The sequence below is a fragment of the Streptomyces sp. NPDC007346 genome (assembly GCF_040703535.1).
Classification (GTDB): domain Bacteria; phylum Actinomycetota; class Actinomycetes; order Streptomycetales; family Streptomycetaceae; genus Streptomyces.
This window is the reverse complement of record NZ_JBEYKR010000061.1, coordinates 19473-40152: the sequence shown is the minus strand read 5'-3', so window position 1 is coordinate 40152 and position 20680 is coordinate 19473. Positions and strand designations below refer to the sequence as shown.

The following is a 20680-nucleotide window of genomic DNA, read 5'->3' as shown; positions in this document are numbered from 1 at the left end:
GTTCGTGGTCACCAGTTCCCTGTTCGCATGGCTCTGCTGGCCCACCGAGTCGCTCGTTCGTCTCATCTCACGCCGAGGTTAAACAACAAGCTCAGTACATGCTCAGCAACTGCTCCACGGAGAGTTCGGCGGCCGGGGCCCCGGTCGGCAGGGCCAGTTCGAACCAGACGGTCTTGCCGCGCGGGGTGCGGCGCGAGCCCCAGGCGGCGCTGAGCAGGCCGACCAGTTGCAGCCCGCGCCCGCCCTCGTCGGTGTCGCGGGCCCGGCGGCGGCGCGGCTGGACGAGGCCGGCGTCCCACACCTCGCAGACCAGGGTGCGGTCGCGCAGCAGCCTCAGCCGGATCTCGCCCTCGCCGTAGCGCAGGGCGTTGGTGACCAGCTCGCTGACGAGGAGTTCGGTGGTGTCGACCAGGTCGTCGAGGTCCCAGGCCATGAGCTGGGAGCGGGCCAGCTCGCGGGCGCGGCCCACCGAGCGGGGTTCGCGCGGCAGCCGCCAGTCCCCGACCGCCTCCTCGGGCAGCCCCTGGATACGGGCCATCAGCAGGGCGATGTCGTCCTCGCCGTGCCGGGTGTCGAGCGTGGAGAGGACGAAGTCGCAGGCATCCTCCAGGGCCATCTGCGGTCCGGTCAGCACGGCGCGCAGCGCGTCCAGGCCCTCGTCGAGCGGCTGGTCGCGGGATTCGACGAGCCCGTCGGTGTAGAGGGTGAGCAGGGCGTTCTCGGCCAGCTCCACCTCCACCTCCTCGAAGGGTTCGCCGCCGACGCCCAGCGGCATCCCCGGCGGTACGTCGATGAGCCGGGCGGGCCTGCCGGGCTCGACCACGGCCGGGGGGAGGTGGCCGGCGTTGGCGAACGTACAGCGTCGGGTGACCGGGTCGTAGACCGCGTACACGCAGGTCGCGAGGTACACCTCGGAGAGGTCGGCCTCGCGGGACCTCTGCGCGGCGCGCGAGGGCCACTGGGCGCCCCCGCTGCCGCCGAGCCCCTCGCTGCGCTCGCCGCCGCCCGGGGAGCCCAGCCCGCGCGCCACCTCGTCCAGGGCGGAGAGCACCTCGGCGGGCTCCAGGTCGAGCAGGGCCAGGGTGCGTACGGCGGTGCGCAGTTCGCCCATGGCGACGGCGGCCCGCAGGCCCCGGCCCATGACGTCGCCGACGACCAGGGCGGTGCGGTGGCCGGGCAGTTCGATGACGTCGAACCAGTCGCCGCCGACCTCGGTGGCGGTGTTGCCGGGCAGATAGCGGCAGGCGATGTCGAGCCCGGCCGCCTCGGGGTCGCCGGGGGGCAGCAGGCTGCGCTGGAGGATCAGGGCGCGTTCGTGTTCGCGGCGGTAGAGGCGGGCGTTGTCGATACAGACGGCGGCGCGGGCGGCCAGCTCGGTGGCGAGCGCCCGGTCCCGCTCCCCGAAGGGCTCGCTCCCCTTCGTACGGGAGAACTGGACGAGGCCGACGACGGTGTCGTGCGCGACCATCGGCACGGCGAGCGTCGACTGCACGAACCCCATGTCGTCGCCCGGCACCGCCTCGACGTGGCCCGAGCGCAGGGCCGTCGCGCAGGGCGAGCCGAACGGGAAGCGGTGGACGGAGCCGAGCGCGGGCGGCAGGTCGTCCGGGCCCGGCGGGCCGCTGCCCGCCACGGCGGTCGGCAGCGCGTCGGCGCCGGCGCTGGCGTGGGCGACCCGGCGCAGCTCGGCCGAGCCGCCGGCGGACTCGCGGTGGGCGGGCGCCCAGGAGCCGGGCGCGGCCTCCTCGCCGGTGAGCAGGCTCTGGTAGAGGTCGACGGTGGCCACGTCGCAGAAGCCGGGGACGGCGACGTCCAGGAGTTCGCGGGCGGTGGTCTCCAGGTCCAGGGAGTTGCCGATGCGGGCGCTGGCCTCGTTGAGGAGGGCCAGGTTCCGGCGGGCGCTGGCGGCCTCGCGGGCGGCGATGTGGCGGCGGGTGACATCGGTGGCCAGGCCCGCGACGCCGATGGGGCGGCCGGCGCCGCTGTGCACCCGGTAGAGGTTCATGGACCAGTGGCGGCGGCCGGCCCCGCCGGGGGTGGACCCGACCAGCTGGAGGTCGGTGACGGACTCCCCGGTCTCCAGGACGCGTTTGAGCGTGGCGGCCAGCCGGTCGGCCTCCGGGCCCGCGAGGTAGTCGTCGACCGTGCGGCCCCGGTGGTCGTCGGCCGCGCCGCCGAAGACGGTGGCGAAGCGCTGATTGGCCCGTACGACGGTGAAGTCCGTACCGAACAGCACGAAACCGAAAGGAGATTGGCCGAATATGGCCTGTGAGGCGGCGAGGTCCGTCTCAATTCTCCGCAATGCCCGGACGTCCACGACGATACAGAGCGCGGCCCGCTCGCCCTGTGCCGTCTCACTGGGCATCACATAGACCTCGGCGAGCCCGTGCGCACCACCCTCGCCCGGCATCCGGAAGGGGACGAGGCCCGTCCACTCCCTGCCGTCCAGAATCTCGCCGACCCGCCGGTGGCCGTCGGAGCGCAGCTCGACGGGCATGAAGGCCTCGACCGGGTCACGCCCGATCGCCTCGTTCGCGGCCATGCCGAAGAGGCCGGCGGCCCGGCGGCTCCACTGCTCGATCAGGCCGTCGGGGCCGATCGAGAAGGAGGCGACCCTGATGTAGTCGTAGATCGAGCCGGGCGGACTGCTCTGCCACACGACGTCGCCCGTTGTCCCAGGTATTTCGCTCACGCGACCGTCCCCTCCAGCTCACACACCGGACCGGTCCTGCCCGCAGTATTCAGCACTACGGCCGCGACCGACACGGCGTTCACGATCACAGCAAGGTCTCAGTCCCTTTCAGCCAGGTTCTGCCCGACCTCTGGTGATCGCTGTGCGTCCCTCCCCACTCCTAACCAGGGAGAGCGAGCTCGAACCACACCGTCTTGCCACTCTTTCCGCGACGAGTCCCCCAACGACGTGCGGAACAAGCCACGAGCTGTAGTCCCCGGCCACCCTCGTCGTCGGGTCCCGCCCTGCGTTCGGTGGGCGGGTCCGGAAGCGGATCGGAGACTTCCACCAGCAGTCCCGGGGCGAGGGGCGGTCGGTCGGCGAGCCGGAGGTCGGTGGAGAAGTCCCCGGTGAGCCCGCCCGATCCGTTGACGGCCCCCTTGACCGGTCCGTGGACCGAGGAGCCCGGGTGCGAGCGCTCCAGCCGTACGCCGATGGGACCGCAGGCGTACCGGAGGGAGTTGGTGACCAGCTCGCTGACCAGCAGAACGGCCAGATCCCCGACCGCCCTGTCCAGGCCCCAGCAGTCCAGGGCGTCCCGGACCGCGTGCCGGGCGCTGCGCACGGAACCCGGTTCGGCCGGGAAGGTCCACTCGGCGCAGTCGCCTTCGGTCTCGATCACGCCGATCACTTCCCAGGGCCGACCACGGGCGCACCCCATGGGCAAATGGGGACTAAACATCCCATACCCACCATTTATTACTTAGTACCGCACAGCTCCGCGTTTGGTGCGGACGGGCGTACGCGCTCCGCCCGCCACGGGACCCGGATCAGCGCAGCTCGCCCGCCGCCGCGAGGTCGTCGAAGAGGAGCTGGTCCACCGGGGGCACGAGAGGCCGGTCGGCGTAGGAGAACCACGCCACCTCCTCGATCTCGCTGCTCGCGGCCAGCACCCCGCGATAGTCGGCGTAGTAGCAGCTCATCCGTACGAGGGGGGCGCCGGGACCGTCATGGGCGTGCGCCTCGTACGTACCGGCGTGGACGACGGTCCGCGGGGCCAGGGCGACCGTCAGCTCCTCCTCGATCTCGCGCAGGAGGGTCTCCAGGTCGCTCTCGGCGCCCTCGCGCTTTCCGCCCGGGATGTAGAAGACGTCCTTGCCCTTGGGGCGGGCGCAGAGAATCCTGCCGTCCTCGATCCGCACCCAGGCCACCGTGTCGATCAGCACCGACGCCACCGCACCATCACTCCGCCCTCGCTCGCCGCGCCCGGGACGCTCGTACCGGACGGGCGGGACCCTACCGCCTGCGCGGCAGGGCCCCGGAACGCGGCAGCGGGCGGCCGGACGGCACCTCCCAGGCCCTCAGGAAGGCCTCCGGGGCCCGAGGAGGTCCCGGAAGGACGTCAGGGAGGCCCCGGGGGCTCCTGGAAGGACGCCAGGGAGTGCCCCGGGAGGTCCCAGGAGGCCCCGTCCCAGATGGGCGTCAGGAGAACCTCAGGACCGGCCGGCCTGGCCCACGCGCTCCACCCGGTAGACCTGGCGGTGCTTGCGGTCGTCGAGGCCGTCGGCGACCTTCTGCGCCTCGGCCTGTGTGGCGTATCTGCCGACGCGGTAGCGGTTGCCGCTGTCGTCCTGCCGTATCACCAGCCACGGGAGCACAGCGCCGCTGTCGCTCATCGTGTCGCTCCCCCGCATATGGCCCCTCTCTCCACGGGCGTGCACGTCTCTAAGGATCCCCAGGAAACCGCAGTGCGCATATGCCGGAGCGTACGCCTGACCTTCACTCAGCGCAGGCGTCTTTGCACAAAGAGATACACATCCGGCCATGACGGAGGGGGGCGCACCCGCTGGATGCGCCCCCCTCCACGGCACCATCGCCCCTGTTCCCCAGGCCGGTGCACGGCCCGAGGGGGCGTCAACTCATCTGACCGGCAGGTGATACGCGACCCGGTACCGGTCGGCGGGGACGACGACGTCGGCCGTCTCCACGGCGCGCCCCGAGGCGTAGTACGTACGCCCGATCACGATGACCACGTGGCCCGGCACACCGCCGAGCGCCAGCAGCTCCTCCGCGAGCCCCGGGCGCGCGCCGACCTCCTCGGCCACGTTGTCCACGACGATGTCGATCGCCGCCATCCGGTCGACCACCCCGCAGCCGCCCAGCGGACCCTCCTCGGGGAGCATCACCGGCGTACGCCCGGTGACAGAGAGGGGCTCCCAGGAGGTGGAGAGCATGATCGGCTCGCCCGCCTCCCGGAACACGTAATGCGTGCGCATGACCCGGTCGCCCGGCTCGATGCCGAGCCGCTCGGCGACCTCGGCACTGGCCCCCTCCTGCTCGCTGCGGGACTCCCAGGTCCCGCGCACCCCGTCGGCGGTCTGCTCCTGGCGGAACGGACTGGCCCCCTTCCCCGGCCGGTACCCGGAGCGGGCGATCATGCGGGGGACGGGGCGCTCGCGCACATATGTGCCGGAGCCGGAGCGGCCCTCGACCAGCCCCTCGGCCATCAGGACCTTGCGCGCCTCCAGGGCGACGGTGTCCGAGACCCCGTACTCCTCCCGGATGCGGGCCTGCGACGGCAGGCGGGTATGGGGCGACAGCGCGCCGTTCACGATCTTCTCCCGCAGATCGCTCGCCACGCGCAGATAGGCGGGCTGCTCACCGAAAGTCACAGGCCACTCCCAACAGGTTGACAGTCTGCAACAGCGTGACGACCGTGGGTTGCCCATAGCAAGCGTGGGCCAGAGTTTCACTCGATGTGATGACGCTACGACGGGTCACGCATGAATCGGCCGCAAGCGCCAGAGCGCTTCCCGGACATCCCCCACGCCGGGCCCGCTCCGAATCCGCCGAGGCTCCACCGAGAATCCACTCCGGATCCGACCCGAATCCGACCCCGATCCAACCCTGATCCGCCCCGCACCTCCCCCATCGACACGGTCGCGCAGATCCGCAACTCCCTTGCCCTTGACCGTTTTTGGTACAGACCAATACCTTCCTGTGCACAGCACGGCTCCCCATGTCCCTTCCGTACCGGATCACGCACAGGAACGAGCCCCATGCGCCGAAGAAACCTGTCCCGACTGACCATCGCCGGCGTCACCTTCGCCCTGCTGGCGGGTACCGCGCCGGCCGCCGTGGCCGGCGCGGACCACGGCCGGAGCAACGGCGGCGACCGCTCCAAGGGTCACCACCGCCCCGCGTACAAGAACATCGGCTACTTCACCCAATGGGGCGTCTACGGGCGCGACTTCCAGGTCAAGGACCTGGACACCAGCGGGACCGCGGCCAAGCTGACCCACATCAACTACGCCTTCGGCAACGTCAGCGCCGAGGGCACGTGCTTCACCGGGGACATCCCCGGCCAGGCCGACGCCTGGGCGGACTACGTCCGTCCGTTCGACGCGGCGGGATCGGTGGACGGCGTCGCCGACACCGACACCCAGCCGCTCGCGGGCAACTTCAACCAGCTGCGCGAGCTGAAGGCCAAGAACCCCGGCCTCAAGGTCATGATCTCGCTCGGCGGCTGGAGCTGGTCCACCCACTTCTCCGACTCGGTGCGCACCGCGGCCTCCCGCAAGGCGCTCGTCGCCTCCTGCATCGACCTGTACATCAAGGGCAACCTGCCGGTGAACGGGGCGCGCGGCGGCAAGGGCGCGGCGGCCGGGCTCTTCGACGGCATCGACGTCGACTGGGAGTGGCCCGGCTCGGCGGGCAACGAGGGCACCGTCTTCCGCCCGGAGGACAAGAAGAACTTCACCGCCCTGATCCACGAGTTCCGCGTCCAGCTCGACGCGTACGCCAAGAGCCAGGCCAAGGCCAAGGCCGAGAAGGGCAAGGGCAAGGGGCACGGCCACCACAAGCCGAAGCCCGAGCCGAAGCCCAAGCACTACGACCTGTCGGCGTACGTCCCCGCCAACCCGGCCGCGATCGACGCGGGCTTCGACGTGAAGCGCCTGATGAAGGACTTCGACTTCGTCAACCTCCAGGGCTACGACTACCACGTCTCGGGCGAGAAGAAGACGGCCCAGCAGTCGGCGCTGTACGCGAAGAACGACTTCAGCGTCGACCGGACCGTACGGGACTGGATCAAGCGCGGCGCCCCCAAGCACAAGCTCGTGGTGGGCATGCCGACGTACGGTCAGGGCTGGACCGGAGTGAGCGGCGGGGGCACGGGGATGGGCCGGCCGGCCAAGGCCCCGGCTCCGGCCACCTGGGCGGACGGCCACGAGGACTACAAGGTCCTCAAGAAGCTGGCGCAGTCGGGCGCGTACAAGGTCCACCGGGACACGAAGAACGGCCACGCCTGGCTCTTCGACGGGACCACGCTGTGGACGTACGACGACCCGCAGGTGCTGCGCGCCAAGACCACGTACATCCGGGACAAGGGCCTGGGCGGCGCGATGTTCTGGTCGCTGGACGGGGACACGGACGACGGTGAGCTGGTGACCGCCGTCGACCGCGGGCTCAACCGCCGGTAGACGCACGGGGGCCGGGGCGGCCGCGTGAAGCGACCGCCCCGGCTTCGTTCCTGGTGTTCAGTGGTTCACCGGTGCCGAGTGCTGTGGTCCGGTCAGAAGTGCAGACCCCAGCTGTTGATCCGGCCGGTGTCGTAGGTCCAGTTGTCCGTGACCCGGAGCTTCCAGGTGCCGTTGGCGGCGACGGAGGAGGCGTTGACCGTGTACGTGGTGACCACGTCGTCGTTGCTGCCGCCGGAGCCGAACGCCTTCAGGTTGTAGACCGTGCCGTTGGGAGCGACAAGGTCGATCTTCAGGTCACCGATGTAGGTGTGGGAGATGTTGACCGGCACCTTCAGCGCGGCCGGCGCGTTGCCGGTGATCCCGGTGACGGTGATCGGCGCCTCGACGGTGGAGTTGTCGTTGATCGGGTAGCCGGTGGTGTTCTCGAACTTCTGGCCCGGGTCCGGGTCCGGGTTGGTGCCGCCCGCGCCCACGTACAGGAGGCGGTTGGGTGAGCCGCTGCCCGGGTTGCCGACGACCCCGGGGGTGGCGGCCGCGACGAGACCGGCGGAGACCTGAGCGGGGGTCGAGCTCGGGTTCTCGGCGAGGTAGATGGCGGCCGCGCCGGCGACGTGCGGGCTGGCCATCGACGTGCCGGAGATGGTGTTCGTGGCGCTGTCGCTGGTGTTCCACGTCGAGGTGATCGAGGAACCGGGCGCGAAGATGTCGACGACCGCACCGTAGTTGGAGAAGCTGGAGCGGGCGTCGGTGTTGGTCGTCGAGCCCACCGTGATGGCCTCGGTGACACGCGCCGGGGACTTCGTGTTCGCGTTGGTCGACTCGTTGCCCGCCGCGACGGCGTAGGTGATGCCGGAGGCGATGGAGCGGCGGACGGCCGCGTCCAGGACGGAGTCCGCGCCGCCGCCGAGGCTCATGTTGGCGACGGCGGGCTTGACGGCGTTGGCCGTCACCCAGTCGATGCCCGCGACGACCTGCGCGGTGGTGCCCGAGCCCTGGTTGTTCAGCACCCGGACGCCGACGATCTTCGCCTTCTTGGCGACGCCGTAGGCGGTGCCCCCGACGGTGCCCGCCACGTGCGTGCCGTGGCCGTGGCCGTCCTGCGCCACGTTGTCGTTGTCGATGGCGTCGTAGCCGTTGAAGGCCCGGCCGCCGAAGTCGCTGTGGCTGATCCGCACCCCGGTGTCGATGACGTAGGCGGTGACGCCCTCGCCGGCCTTGTCCGGGTAGGTGTAGCGCTGGTCCAGCGGAAGGTTGCGCTGGTCGATCCGGTCCAGACCCCACGAGGGCGGGTTGGTCTGGGTGGCGGAGACCGTGAAGGTGCGGTTCTGCGAGACGGACTCGACGGCCGGGTCGGCGGCGAACTTCTTCGCCTGCGCGGCGGAGAGTTCGACCGCGTAGCCGTTGAGGGCCGAGCGGTAGGTCCGTTCGATGCTCGCGCCGTACTTCTTCGCGAGCGCCTTGCCCTGCGCGGAGTCGGACTTGGCGGCCGAATCCTTCAGGGTGACGATGTAGCTGTCGCTGATGGCGCCCGGGGCGCCCGCGTTCAGGATCACACCTTCGGGTGCGCGCTCCGTCGCGGTCGCCGGGAAGGCGCCGGCGGTGGCGAGTGCGACGGCTGCTGCGGTGGCTACGACGGTCGCCGCGGCAAGTCTTCGACGTGCATGGGGGGTGTGACGCATCACTGACATGTGAGGGGTCCTCCTCATAGGCGGTGCGCTGGTGGGGGGTGGTTCCGGAGCCGCGCGAGGCTCCCGGCAGGGGCATGACAAGTCGACGTCCGTACGCCACATTCTCTGCGCCGTCCGTGACCGGCACGCCGTGCTGTCAGCGAAAGATTGACGGATTCATGGCAAACCCACAAGGGCGCCTTGAGCCACGCCATACGCGCGCCATTCACCTGCCATATGCCTGGCACCGCCGCCACGACGGCCGCTTACCGCCGCTCCCGGGGCGGAACCCGGTCTGCCGTTTCCGCCCTGACCTGGTGCCCTCCGGTCCATCCAGGGCCCGTGGGGCCTGGATCTCGCACCGACCCCCGCTCCCAGCCCGAACGCGCTTTCTCAACAGACCAATTAACTCTGCTGTTACAGAGGGGTTCCGCCGACCGCCACCGCCGCGGCCTCCCCCGGCGAGGGCCGCACCCCGCCCGCCCCGCTCACGGACACGGCCCCGGCCGGGCCGACAGGTACGCCTCCAGCTCCGCGGCCCCCGACAGCAGCGCGCGCCCGCGCGCCGAGAGCCGGGAGCACCAGTCGCTCAGGGCCGCCTCCAGGGGTTCGACCCCTCCGGCCGCCCGGACCTGGGCGATCAGCGGGGCGATCTGCTCCAACAGGTAGCCGCCCCGCCGGAGTTGGTGGGCCAGCCGGGCGTCGCGTACGTCGGCCTCGTCGTAGACGCGGTACCCGGTCAGCGGGTCGCGGCGCGGGCGCACCAGCCCGGCCCGCTCCCACTTGCGCAGGGTGGCGGGCCGGATGCCGAGCCGGTCGGCCAGGGGGCCGATGAAGGTGCCGGCGGGGCTTCCGGCGGCCCGGGGCGCGGGCGCGGTCGCGGGGTCGGGGTCGGACCAGGGGCCGGTCACGGAATCGGTCGCGGGATCGGGCTCGGGATCGGGCCCGGGATCAGTCACGGAATCGACCCCGGACCCCGTCACGGGATCGGCCCCGGTCACGACCCCGGCCCCGGGATCGGCCCCCGCCCCCGCCTCCCTCACCGCGGGCCCCAGATCGCGCAGGGCGCTCTCCACCGCCCGCAGGGTCCGCCGGTCGTCCAGGAGCTGGGCATGGCTCTCGTCGATGAGACGGAACGCCTCGTCGGCCGCGCCCCGGTTCACGGCCCGCATGATGCCCGTCGCCGAACGGTGGCCGTGGCCGGGCACCAGGGCGAGGAACGTGCCCAGGGCGCGCGCGTGGAGCGGGGTGTAGGTGCGGTAGCCGCTCTCCGTGCGCTCGGCGGCCGGGAGGATGCCGGCCTCCTCGTAGTTCCGTACGGCCTGCGTGGACAGACCGTACGGGCGGGCCAGATCGACCGGCCGGAGCCGTACCCGTCTTTGAAGGTTTTCTCCCATCCCGACCCCACAACCCCAGCCACCACAGCGCTTCCAGCACAAAAGTTTCCACCGAAGATTCAACGATACCGTTGAATCCATGGCCACCGACATCGAGCACATCGCGCCCACCACCCACGCCGTCGAAGCCTCCGCCGTCATGAAGCTCCTCCCGGCCCGCCCCCGGCTGCTCGCCCTGGGCGAGCCCACCCACGGCGAGGACACCTTGCTGGAGGTACGCAACGAACTCTTCCGGCAACTCGTCGAGCAGGAGGGTTACCGGACGATCGCGATCGAGAGCGACTGCCTGGCGGGCCTGGTCGTGGACGCGTACGTCACCGGAGGCGGCGGCACCCTCGACGAGGCCATGGAGTACGGATTCAGCCACGGGTTCGGCGCGTCCGCCGCCAACCGTGAACTCGTGCGCTGGGCACGGCAGTACAACACCGGCCGCCCCGCCTCCGACCACCTCCGCTTCGCCGGTTTCGACGGCGGCCCCCTGGAGATCACGGGCGCCGCGAGCCCCCGGCAGCCGCTCACCGAACTCCACGACTACCTGGCCCCGCAGGTGGACCCGGACATGCTCCCCTGCACCCGGGAGGCGCTCGACCACCTCCTCGGCGCCGACGACCGCTGGAGGGAACCCGCCGCCATGATGGACCCCTCCCGGTCCTTCGGACGCTCGCCCGAGGCAGCACAACTCCGCCTGATCGCCGATGACTTGGCGTCGCTGCTGGACGAGCGGACCCCGCACCTGATCGCGGCGGCCGGACGGGAGGCGTGGGACCGGGCCCGCCTCCACGGCCGCACCGCCACCGGCCTGCTGCGCTACCACTCCTGGATGGCCGACACCTCGCCCGGCCGTATGACGCGGCTGCTCGGGGTGCGGGACCGGATGATGGCCGAGAACCTCCTCGCCCTCGCCGCGCGCGGTCCGGTCCTGGCTTTCGCCCACAACAGCCACCTCCAGCGGGAGATGAGTTCGATGCGGATGGGCGGTGAGCGGCTGGAGTGGTGGAGCGCCGGCTCGATCGTGAGCACCCACCTGGGCCGGGAGTACGCCTTCCTCGCCACGGCCCTCGGCACGATCCGCCACCACGGGGTGGGCGCCCCGCCGCCGGAGACCGTGGAGGGGCTCCTGTACGCGCTCCCCGAGGACCGCCGCCTGGTCGACACCCGCCGACTCGCCGCCGCGCTGGGCGACGCGCTCCCCTCTCCCCGCACCTCCCCATACTTCGGATACTTCGGCCTGGACCCGGCACACCTGGCCGGGACGGACGGCCTGGTCTTCGTCAAGGACCTCCGGCCCAGCTGAGGCCCGCACCCGAGAGGGGCCGGCGAGGGGCACAGGAGGTACGGGGAAGGGCAGGGGGGCCTGCTCCATCCGGTGGGCGCGTTCACGCCAAGTTCCGGGCGAGCGCGTGCCGTACCGCCTGTCCCTGCGGCCGCCTCCCTACCTTCGTACCGTGAGCCTCTCGCGTATCTCCGTCCTCGCACCCCTGGTCGCGGCCGCCCTGATCGCACCGCTGCCGCCCCTCCCCCACGCAGCCGCCGCCACCCCCGCACCGCCGCCCTCCGCCGTACCCGCCTGTGGCCGGACGGACGGTCCGGGCGCCCCCGGCTCCTCCTGGTCCCCGACGTCCACCCGCTTCGGGGAGGCGGAGGGCTACGACCCGTACGTGGGCAACGGCTATCTCGGCCACCGGGTCCCCGCCGCCGGCACCGGCTACGCGGCCACCGGCGAGGAGACGGGGTGGCCGCTGTACACCCCCCGCTACGACGGCGCGTTCGTCTCCGGCCTGTACGCCCGGGACAAGGCGGTCTCCGAGGGCCGCGAGGTGATCGCCGCGCTGCCGAGCTGGACGACGATCGAGGTGCAAGTCGGCAACGAGAAATTCGGCACGGACACACCCGCCGGCCGGGTCTCGCACTACCGGCAGACGGTCTTCCTCAGCTGCGGCCTCGTCCGCACCTCGCTCCGGTGGACGACCGCCGACGGCCGGGCCACGGACCTCGAGTACGACGTCCTGGCCGACCGGTCCGACGTCCACACCGGCGCCGTACGCCTGCGCATGACCCCGCGCTGGAGCGGTACGGCGACGGTCACCGGCCAGCTGGACGACCGGGGCGCACGCCGGATCACGCTGCGCGAGGACGGCACGTTCACAACGCTCGGCACCGGCGTGGAGGGGGCCGTGTCGCAGGCGATGCGGCGCGGTTCGGGGGTCGTGGAGACGCTGCACCCCGAGTCGCGTACGGCCCCGAAACCGACGCCGGTACGCGAGGGGAAGACGTACACCTTCGAGAAGTACGTGGGCGTCGACACCGCCCTGACCTCCGCCACCCCCGCCGAGGACGCCCGCGAGGCGGCGCACCGCGCGGCCCGGCGCGGCTGGGAGCGGATCTTCGCGGCGAACGAGACGGCCTGGCGCGAGGCCTGGTCCGCCGACGTCCTGGTCCCCGGCAGCCCGGAGCTCCAGCGCTGGCTGCGCTCGACCCAGTACGGGCTGCTGGCCAACACGCGGCGCGGCTCCTCCGACAGCATCGCCCCGGCCGGTCTGACCAGCGACAACTACGCGGGCATGGTGTTCTGGGACGCCGAGACCTGGATGTTCCCCGGGCTGCTCGCCACCCGCCCGGAGCTGGCGCGCTCGGTCGTCGAGTACCGCTACCGCACCCGGGACGCGGCCCGCGCGAACGCCGAGAAGCTGGGCCACCGGGGCCTGTTCTACCCGTGGACCAGCGCGAGCGAAGGCCGCCTGGACTCCGAGTGCCAGAGCTGGGACCCGCCGCACTGCCTGACCCAGAACCACCTCCAGGGCGATGTCGCGCTCGCCGTCTGGCAGTTCTACCTGGCCACCGGTGACCGCGACTGGCTGGCGGCGCGGGGGTGGCCGCTGCTCAAGGGCATCGCCGACTTCTGGCAGTCGCGCGCCACGGCCAACGCGGACGGCAGCTACTCCGTCAAGAACGTGGCCGGGCCCGACGAGTACAGCAACGGCGTGGACGACGGCGTCTTCACCAACGCGGTCGCCGCCATCGCGCTGCGCAACGCGACCCGCGCCGCCCACCTCCTCGGCCACCGCCCGCCGGCCGGCTGGAACCGGGTGGCGGACGGGCTCCGCATCCCCTACGACGCGGAGAAGAAGGTCTTCCTCCAGTACGCGGGGTACAACGGCTCCACGATCAAACAGGCGGACACGGTCCTGCTGATGTACCCCCTGGAGTGGCCGATGGAGCCCGGCGCGGCCGCCGCCACCCTCGACTACTACTCGGCCCGCACCGACCCGGACGGCCCCGCGATGACCGACTCGGTGCACGCGATCGACGCGGCGGCGATCGGGGAGCCCGGCTGCTCGACGTACACGTACCTCCAGCGCGCGGTGAGGCCGTACATGCGGGGCCCGTACGACCTGTTCTCCGAGGCGCGCGGCGAGAAGTCCGGCGCCGAGGACCCGCTGTCCGGCTTCCCGGCCGAGGACTTCCTCACGGGCAAGGGCGGCTTCCTCCAGGTCTTCACGCACGGCCTGACGGGCCTGCGCCTGCGCGAGGACGGCGTCCACCTCGACCCGCTGCTGCCGCCCCAGCTCCACGAGGGCGTCAAGCTGACGGGCCTGCGCTACCGGGACCGGACGTACGAGGTCGAGATCGGCGCCCGTACGAGCACGGTCCGCCTCACGTCGGGCGCGCCCTTCACCGTCCACACGGCCGACGGCCCGCACCGTCTCTCCTCGTCCCTCACGCTCCCCACCCGCCGCCCCGACCTGACCCCGACGGCCGACGCGGCGCGCTGCCGCCCGGTGACGGCGACCTCGGAGACCCCCGGCCTCTACGCGGAGGCGGCGGTGGACGGCAGCCCGGCGACGTCCTGGTCCCCGGACGGTGCGACGGGGACGCTGACGGTGGACCTGGGCCCCGACCCGCTGCGGATCACGGCGGTGACCCCGGAGTGGAGCGACATCGCCCCCGCCTCGCACACCGTGGAGACCTCCGTGGACGGCCGCTTCTGGCGCCCGTACCTGGCGGGCGACACGGCCCGCAAGGTCCGGGTGACGGTCCGCTCGGAGGACCCGGAGAAGCCGGCGGGGATCGCGGAGCTGAGGGTGGAGGCGGGGCGGTAGCGGCCGGGCACGGGCACGCACAGACGCGCAGGGCCACACGGCCAGCACTGAATGGCGCGGACTGAGGCGGACTCAGGGCTGAGGGCTGAGGACGGACTCGGACTTAGGGCTGACGCGGACTGACGCGGACGGGCCCGCGGTCATTCACCCCTGCTGGGGAGATGACCGCGGGCCCGTCCGCGTCCGGCGCCCTTCCACGACACCACGCCGGTCCGGCGCACCGGTCCGCCCAGGGCCGAAAGGGAACCGAGAGCAGACCGAGAGCGCATCACGAGCGACGCGGCGCACCGTATGGGGTGCAGGCGCCGAGTCCGAGGGAGAACCGTGATGCGGGAACGCAGACTGAACGTGGCCGTACTCATCGGCAGCACCCGCACCGGCCGCTTCGGCCCCGTACCCGCCCAGTGGATCGCCGCGGAGGCGGCCAAGCGCGACGACTTCGACGTCGACGTGCTCGACCTGGCTCAGGTGTGGCTGCCCGACGTGCTGCCGGAGAGCCTCGACGGCCCGCTGCCGCAGGCCGTGACCGACCTCGCCCCCTGGCTGGCCGGGGCGGACGCGTTCGTGATCGTCACGCCCGAGTACAACCACAGCTTCCCCGCCTCGCTGAAGAACGCCATCGACTGGTACGTCGACGAGTGGAAGGCGAAGCCGGTCGCCTTCGTCTCCTACGGCGGCATCGCCGGCGGGCTGCGCGCGGTGGCCGACCTGCGCGGGATCTTCCCCGGGCTGCACAGCGTCACCGTCCGGGACTCCGTCTGCTTCCCCAACCACCAGGAGCGCTTCGACGCCGAGGGCCGGCCCGCGGACCCCGAGGGCTGTGCGACGGCGGCCAGGACCATGTTCGACCAACTCGCCTGGTGGGGCCACGTCCTGCGCGACGCCCGCACCCGGCGGCCGTATCCGGGCTAGGACGTGTCCTGGGCCGTGCACGTTCGCGACCACGCCTGATCCCGTACCAGGCCCGAGAGAGGAAAGTCATGTCATCGAACGCCCCCGAGGCCCCGGTCCGGAAGGCCGGGACACGGGAGTGGGTGGGACTCGCGACACTGGCCCTGCCCACCCTGCTGATATCCCTCGACCAGAGCGTGCTGTACCTGGCCCTGCCCCACCTCGCCGAGGGGCTGAACCCGACCGGCACCCAGACGCTGTGGATCATGGACATCTACGGCTTCCTGATCGCCGGCTTCCTCATCACCATGGGCACACTGGGCGACCGGATCGGCCGCCGCAAGCTGCTGCTGATCGGCGCCACGGCCGTCGGCATCGCCTCGGTCGCGGCGGCCTACTCCACCAGCGCGGAAGCCCTGATCGTCACCCGTGCCCTGCTCGGCATCGCCGCCGCCACGCTGATGCCGTCCACCCTCGCCCTCATCAGCAACATGTTCCAGGACCCCTACCAGCGCGGCCGCGCCATCGCGGTGTGGGCCAGCTGCTTCATGGGCGGCACCGCGCTCGGGCCGGTCGTCGGCGGCGCGATGCTCGAACACTTCTGGTGGGGCTCGGTGTTCCTCATCGGCGTGCCCGTCATGGTGGTGCTGCTGATCGTCGCCCCCTTCGTACTGCCGGAGTACAAGAACCCGAATGCCGGCAGGATCGACCTGTTCAGTGTCCTGTTGTCGCTGGTGGCGATCCTGACGGTCGTCTACGGCCTGAAGGAGCTCGCGCGTTACGGCTTCGAGCCGGTGCCGGCGCTCTCGATCGTCGTCGGCCTGGCCGTCGGCGCGGTGTTCGTCTCGCGGCAGGGCAAGCTCGCCGATCCGCTGCTGGACCTGAAGCTCTTCAAGATCGGCGCGTTCACCGCCGCGCTGCTGATCCTCATGGTCTCCATGCTCGGCACCGGGGGCGGCTACCTCTTCATCACCGGGTTCGTCCAGATGGTGGAGGGCTATTCGCCGATGGAGGCGGGCCTGTGGATGGTGCCCGCGGCCATCGCGTCGATCGTCGCCGCGCAGCTGGCACCGATCCTCGCCAAGCGGTACCCGCTCAGCACCGTCATCGGGGTGAGCCTGCTGATCGGCATGACCGGGTACGTGCTCCTCGTCTTCGTCGGCCCGGTCGGCGGGATGCCGCTGCTGATCACCGGCTTCGTGATCACCTTCATCGGCGTCGGCACCTTCGGGGCGCTCGGCACCAACCTGGTCGTCGGGTCCGTCCCGCCGGAGCGGGGCGGTTCCGCGGCGGCCCTCTCCTCCATCAGCGGTGACCTGGGCACCGCCCTCGGCATCGCCACGCTCGGCAGCCTGGGCACCGCCGTCTACCGCACCACGCTCACCGTGCCCGACGGCACACCGTCCGCCGCCGCCGGCTCCGCCGAGGCAAGCATGGAGGGCGCGCTCACAGCCGCCCGCACCCTGCCGTCCGAGGCTGCCGACAGCCTGCTGGCCGCCGCGTCGGAGGCGTACGCCGGCGGGCTCAACGCGATCGGCGTCGCCTGCGCCGTCGTCACCGCGCTCAGCGCGACCTTCGCGTTCACCCTGCTGCGCAAAAGCCGCGGGGCCGTCCCGTCCGGCGACGCTCCGGAGAAGCCGGAGAAGCTGAAGGAGTCGAAAGAGCCGGAGGCTCCGGAGGAGCCGGAGGAGAAGGCCGAGGGCTCACTCACGGCCACGTGACTCCTTCGACGGGATCGGGAAGCCGAGGGAGGACGTCGGCTCAGGGCCTGTCGGTCCGGGCCGGCGTCCTGCCGTACCTCCCGTACCTCCCGTACCTCCCGTACCTCTCATTCGTCGCGGGCCATCGTCCTCCCGTACCTTCCATACCTCCCGTTCGTCGCGGGCTCGTGCCCCGCCCCCTCCATGGCCCACCCGCGCGCACTGCTCCCGGTCCGGTCCCGGTCCCGGTCGCCCGCCGGACCGGTATCGTCCTGTCTCTGCCCGCCGCGCCGGGTTAGCGTGATCACATGCATTTCGGGGTTCTCGGTTCGTTAGGGGTGTGGACGGGGGACGGACGACCGGTCCGGATCCCGGAGCTCAAAGTCCGCGCTCTGCTGGCCAGCCTCCTGGCCCACCGGGGACGACCGGTCTCCGCGGACAGGCTGATCGACGACCTGTGGTCCACCAGGCCGCCCAACAATCCGCCCGGCGTGCTGCAGAACAAGGTGTGGCAGCTGCGGCGGGCGCTCGAGGACGCCGAGCCGGGCGGCCGGGACCTCGTGGTGTCCCTCTCACCCGGATACCAGCTGCGGGCCGGATCCGACGCGGTGGACGCGGACCGGTTCCACGACCTGGTGACACGGGCGCGGGCGACCGACGACTTCCGGATACGCGCCGCCCTGCTGGCGGACGCGCTGGCCTTGTGGCGGGGGCCCGCCTTCGCCGACTTCGCCGACGAGGAGTTCACCCGAGCCGCACGGGACCGGCTGGAGGAGCAGCGGCTGACCGCGCTGGAGGAGCAGGCCGAGGCGCGGCTGAACCTCGGCGAACACGCGCTGGTGGCCGACGAACTGGGTGACGTGGTCGACCTGCATCCCCTGAGGGAACGGCTGCGCGCCGCCCATGTCCGCGCGCTCTACCGTGCGGGCCGGCAGGGTGCCGCCCTCAGCAGCTACGCCGACCTGCGTAAACGCCTGGCCGAGACCCTGGGCCTGGACCCCGGCCCCGAACTGGCGGCCCTGCACCAGGCGATCCTCACCCAGGACGCGTCGCTGACCGCCGCCCCCACGCCGGAGACGGCCGCGCCCCGCCCGCCGACGAACGTGCCGACCTCCCTCACCGGCCTGATCGGCAGGGCCGAGGCGCTCAGCGAACTCCGGGAGCTGCTGGCCACGAACAGGCTGGTCACGCTCATCGGTCCGGGCGGGGTGGGCAAGACGCGGCTGGCGCTGTCGGCTGCCGCGCAGGTCGGCGCCGAGTTCCCCGGCGGCGTACGGCTGGTCGAGTACGGTGCGCTCGACCCGTCCCCGTCGGGAGCCGACCAGGAGAAGGGGGCCGACCGGGGAAAGGGCACCGACCGGGGGAAGGGCACCGCCGCCGCGCAGGTCGCGGTGGACGAGCTGCTCGGGTCGGTCCTCCGGGTCCGGGACGACACGGCTCCGGGACCGGGATCCGGAGGCGCGCCGCCCTCGATGACCAGCCGTGTCGCCCAGGCGCTGGGTGAGCGGCCGGCCCTGCTGGTGTTCGACAACTGCGAGCATGTGGTCGGCCCGGTCGCCGAGCTGGCCGACCAACTGCTCAAGGCTGCCCCCGAGTTGAGGATCCTGGCCACCAGCCAGGTCCCGCTGGGCATCACCGGCGAGTACCTCCAGGAGGTGCCGCCGCTGCGCGGCCCCGGGCCCACGACGGAGCTCGACCCCGTCTCCGTACGCCGGTACAGCGCGGTGGAGCTGTTCGTGGCACGGGCGACCGCGGCGGCACCGAACTTCGTACTCGACGCGACCAACGCCGAGGCGGTCGTCGCGATCTGCCGGCGCCTCGACGGTATTCCGCTCGCCCTGGAGATGGCCGCCACCCGGGTGCGGGCCCTGGGGGTGCGTGAGCTGGCGGCGCGCCTCGACGACCGGTTCCGCCTGCTCGCGGTGGGCGCGCGCAGCGCCCCGGCCCGGCAGCGCACCCTGAGGGCCATGATCGACTGGAGCTGGGGGCTGCTCGGGGACCAGGAGCGGGTGGTGCTCGGGCGCCTGGCCGTGCACGCGGACGGCTGCACCCTCGACGCCGCCGAGGAGATCTGCGCGGCGGACGACCTGGACCGTACGGAGGTGCTCGGCGTCGTCGCCCGGCTGGTGGACTGGTCGCTGGTGGTCATGACCGACGGCGCGGACGGGCCCCGGTACCAGCTGCTCGAATCGGTCACCGCCTACTGCGTCGAACGCCTCCTGGAGAAGGGCGAGTCCGACGATCTCCGGCGCAGGCACTGCGACTACTACACCGGTCTCGCCGAGCGCGCCGAGCCGCACCTGCGGGGCCACGGCCAACGGCAGTGGCTGCACCGCCTGGACGCCGAAACCGCGAATCTGCGGACCGCGTTCGACCACGCGGCGCAGCTCGGTGACGCCGACCGCGCGCTGCGCCTCGCCAACGCCCTCAGCTGGTACTGGTACCTGCGCGGCCGGAGCAACGAGGCGAAGCGGTCCCTGACCGTGGCGCTGTCGCTCGGCGGGACGGCGCCCGCCGCGGTGGCCAAGGCCACGGCCCTGCTGGGCGGCTTCAAGCTGGTGCTCGGCGGCATCGCCGACCCGGTGGCGGAGTACCGCACCGCGCTGCAGCCGTACGAGGAGCTGGACGATCCGGGCGGGCGGGCTCGGGCCCAGTGGTTCCTCGGGTCCAGCCTCTACGGGATCGGCGACCTGGGGCCGGGCGAGGAGCTGGTCCACCGGGCGCTGGCCACCTTCCGCTCGCTCGGCGACCGCTGGGGGATGGCGGCGGCCCTGGGCAGCCGGACCTTCCACGCCCATCAGCGGGGGGACCTCAACGCGTTGCGGCGGGACGGCGAGCAGAGCCTGGCGCTCTTCCGTGAGCTGGGCGACCAGTGGGGGCAGCTCCAGACCTCGGTACCGCTAGGGACGCTGGCCGAGACCGTGGGCGACTACCCGCGTGCCGCGCGGCTGTACCGGGAGGGGCTGCGGATGGCGGAGGACCTGGGGCTCTGGCCCCAGGCCTCGTTCCAGCTCTCAGGTCTCGGCCGGGTCGCGCTGCTGAGCGGGGACCTTCCTCGGGCCGAGGAGTTCCACGAGCGCGCCGCACGGCTCGCCGCCGGGCAGTCGGACAGCTTCGGGGAGCAGTACGCCGAGATCGGGCTCGCCCTCGGGGCGCGCCGGGCGGGTGATCCGGACGCGGCCGAGCGGCATCTGGTCCGAGTGCTCGACCTGCACCGCCAGATGGGTTACGAGCCGGCCAGGCCCTCGGTGATCCTGGTCGAGCTGGGGTTCGTCGCGGAGGGCCGGGGCGACGCGTCGGCCGCTCTGGCACTGCAACTGGACGCCCATGCGGCCGCCTGCGACACCGGCAACCCGCGGGCGGTCGCGCTGGCCCTGGAGGGCCTGGCCGGGGCGCGGTCACTGGCCGGGCACTTCGAGCACGCCGCCCGCCTGCTGGGGGCGGCCACCGCGGCCAGGGAGTCGGTCCGGGCACCGCTACGGGGCGGCGAACGCTTCGACGTGGACCGCATCGGCGCCCAGGTCAGGGCCGCGCTGGGCGAGGCCCGGTACGCCGCGGAGTTCGCGCACGGCGGCGTACTGGCACCGGAGGAGCACCTGAGGGACCCGCTGCCCTGATCGCGGCGGGGGCGAGGGGCTCCACGTCGCGGGGCTCCGTCTCGGGTTCTGCCGAGGGCCTCCACGTCCCCGGTCTCCCTCTCGGGTTCTGCCGGGGGCCTCCGCGCCCCCAGCCTCCGACTCGGGTTCTGCCGGGGGCCTCCGCGCCCCGGTCTC

13 protein-coding genes are annotated in these 20680 nt (G+C 72.3%); 6 read left to right on the top strand and 7 right to left on the bottom strand.

All coding sequences use genetic code 11. The features are described from left to right. Positions 1–91: 91 nt before the first annotated feature. From AB0917_RS17935 to AB0917_RS17915, 5 genes are all read right to left on the bottom strand, one after another. On the bottom strand, positions 92–2659 hold the full coding sequence (locus AB0917_RS17935) for a SpoIIE family protein phosphatase (RefSeq protein WP_366820516.1): 2568 nt from the start codon (positions 2657–2659) through the stop codon (positions 92–94). A gap of 193 nt (positions 2660–2852) precedes the next feature. Further along, the gene (locus AB0917_RS17930) at positions 2853–3362 is read right to left on the bottom strand and encodes an ATP-binding protein (protein ID WP_366820514.1); all 510 of its coding nucleotides are present in this window, start codon (positions 3360–3362) and stop codon (positions 2853–2855) included. A 139-nt stretch (positions 3363–3501) separates the two neighbouring features. Further along, positions 3502–3906 (bottom strand): NUDIX domain-containing protein, encoded by a 405-nt coding sequence (locus tag AB0917_RS17925; protein WP_366820512.1) that lies wholly within the window; start codon positions 3904–3906, stop codon positions 3502–3504. 258 nt (positions 3907–4164) lie between these two features. After that, positions 4165–4365: an SPOR domain-containing protein gene (locus tag AB0917_RS17920; RefSeq protein ID WP_366820510.1), complete on the bottom strand. Its 201-nt coding sequence runs from the start codon at positions 4363–4365 to the stop codon at positions 4165–4167. A 225-nt stretch (positions 4366–4590) separates the two neighbouring features. Beyond that, on the bottom strand, positions 4591–5343 hold the full coding sequence (locus tag AB0917_RS17915; protein ID WP_366820509.1) for a GntR family transcriptional regulator: 753 nt from the start codon (positions 5341–5343) through the stop codon (positions 4591–4593). A gap of 387 nt (positions 5344–5730) precedes the next feature. Between AB0917_RS17915 and AB0917_RS17910 the strand changes: the two genes are divergently transcribed. Next, positions 5731–7152 carry a glycoside hydrolase family 18 protein gene (locus AB0917_RS17910; RefSeq protein ID WP_366820507.1) on the top strand — a complete coding sequence of 474 codons (1422 nt, stop codon included), beginning with the start codon at positions 5731–5733 and terminating at the stop codon, positions 7150–7152. A 92-nt stretch (positions 7153–7244) separates the two neighbouring features. Here the strand turns inward: AB0917_RS17910 and AB0917_RS17905 are convergent, their stop codons facing one another. Next, on the bottom strand, positions 7245–8840 hold the full coding sequence (locus AB0917_RS17905) for a S8 family peptidase (RefSeq protein ID WP_366820505.1): 1596 nt from the start codon (positions 8838–8840) through the stop codon (positions 7245–7247). Positions 8841–9307: 467 nt separating this feature from the next. Beyond that, on the bottom strand, positions 9308–10216 hold the full coding sequence (locus AB0917_RS17900; RefSeq protein ID WP_366820504.1) for a TioE family transcriptional regulator: 909 nt from the start codon (positions 10214–10216) through the stop codon (positions 9308–9310). A 79-nt stretch (positions 10217–10295) separates the two neighbouring features. On the opposite strand from AB0917_RS17900, the gene AB0917_RS17895 reads away from it, so the two are divergent. The 5 genes from AB0917_RS17895 to AB0917_RS17875 all read left to right on the top strand — a co-directional run bounded on the left by AB0917_RS17895 (position 10296) and on the right by AB0917_RS17875 (position 20524). Further along, positions 10296–11510 carry an erythromycin esterase family protein gene (locus tag AB0917_RS17895; protein ID WP_366820503.1) on the top strand — a complete coding sequence of 405 codons (1215 nt, stop codon included), beginning with the start codon at positions 10296–10298 and terminating at the stop codon, positions 11508–11510. A gap of 151 nt (positions 11511–11661) precedes the next feature. Next, the gene (locus AB0917_RS17890; protein ID WP_366820502.1) at positions 11662–14316 is read left to right on the top strand and encodes a glycosyl hydrolase family 65 protein; all 2655 of its coding nucleotides are present in this window, start codon (positions 11662–11664) and stop codon (positions 14314–14316) included. 327 nt (positions 14317–14643) lie between these two features. After that, the gene (locus tag AB0917_RS17885) at positions 14644–15228 is read left to right on the top strand and encodes an NAD(P)H-dependent oxidoreductase (protein ID WP_366820501.1); all 585 of its coding nucleotides are present in this window, start codon (positions 14644–14646) and stop codon (positions 15226–15228) included. 68 nt (positions 15229–15296) lie between these two features. Further along, positions 15297–16928, top strand: a complete 1632-nt coding sequence (locus AB0917_RS17880; RefSeq protein WP_366820500.1) for an MFS transporter — start codon at positions 15297–15299, stop codon at positions 16926–16928. Positions 16929–17215: 287 nt separating this feature from the next. Next, entirely contained in the window at positions 17216–20524 is a 3309-nt protein-coding gene (locus AB0917_RS17875) for a BTAD domain-containing putative transcriptional regulator (RefSeq protein WP_366820499.1), read from the top strand. Positions 20525–20680 lie beyond the last annotated feature (156 nt).

Excerpts from the sequence above, each read along its gene's own strand:
- AB0917_RS17920 (WP_366820510.1), bottom strand. The coding sequence starts at position 4,365 with ATGCGGGGGAGCGACACGATGAGCGACAGCGGCGCTGTGCTCCCGTGG.
- AB0917_RS17910 (WP_366820507.1), top strand. The coding sequence starts at position 5,731 with ATGCGCCGAAGAAACCTGTCCCGACTGACCATCGCCGGCGTCACCTTC.
- AB0917_RS17880 (WP_366820500.1), top strand. The coding sequence starts at position 15,297 with ATGTCATCGAACGCCCCCGAGGCCCCGGTCCGGAAGGCCGGGACACGG.
- AB0917_RS17900 (WP_366820504.1), bottom strand. The coding sequence starts at position 10,216 with ATGGGAGAAAACCTTCAAAGACGGGTACGGCTCCGGCCGGTCGATCTG.
- AB0917_RS17875 (WP_366820499.1), top strand. The coding sequence starts at position 17,216 with ATGCATTTCGGGGTTCTCGGTTCGTTAGGGGTGTGGACGGGGGACGGA.
- AB0917_RS17905 (WP_366820505.1), bottom strand. The coding sequence starts at position 8,840 with ATGTCAGTGATGCGTCACACCCCCCATGCACGTCGAAGACTTGCCGCG.
- AB0917_RS17895 (WP_366820503.1), top strand. The coding sequence starts at position 10,296 with ATGGCCACCGACATCGAGCACATCGCGCCCACCACCCACGCCGTCGAA.
- AB0917_RS17885 (WP_366820501.1), top strand. The coding sequence starts at position 14,644 with ATGCGGGAACGCAGACTGAACGTGGCCGTACTCATCGGCAGCACCCGC.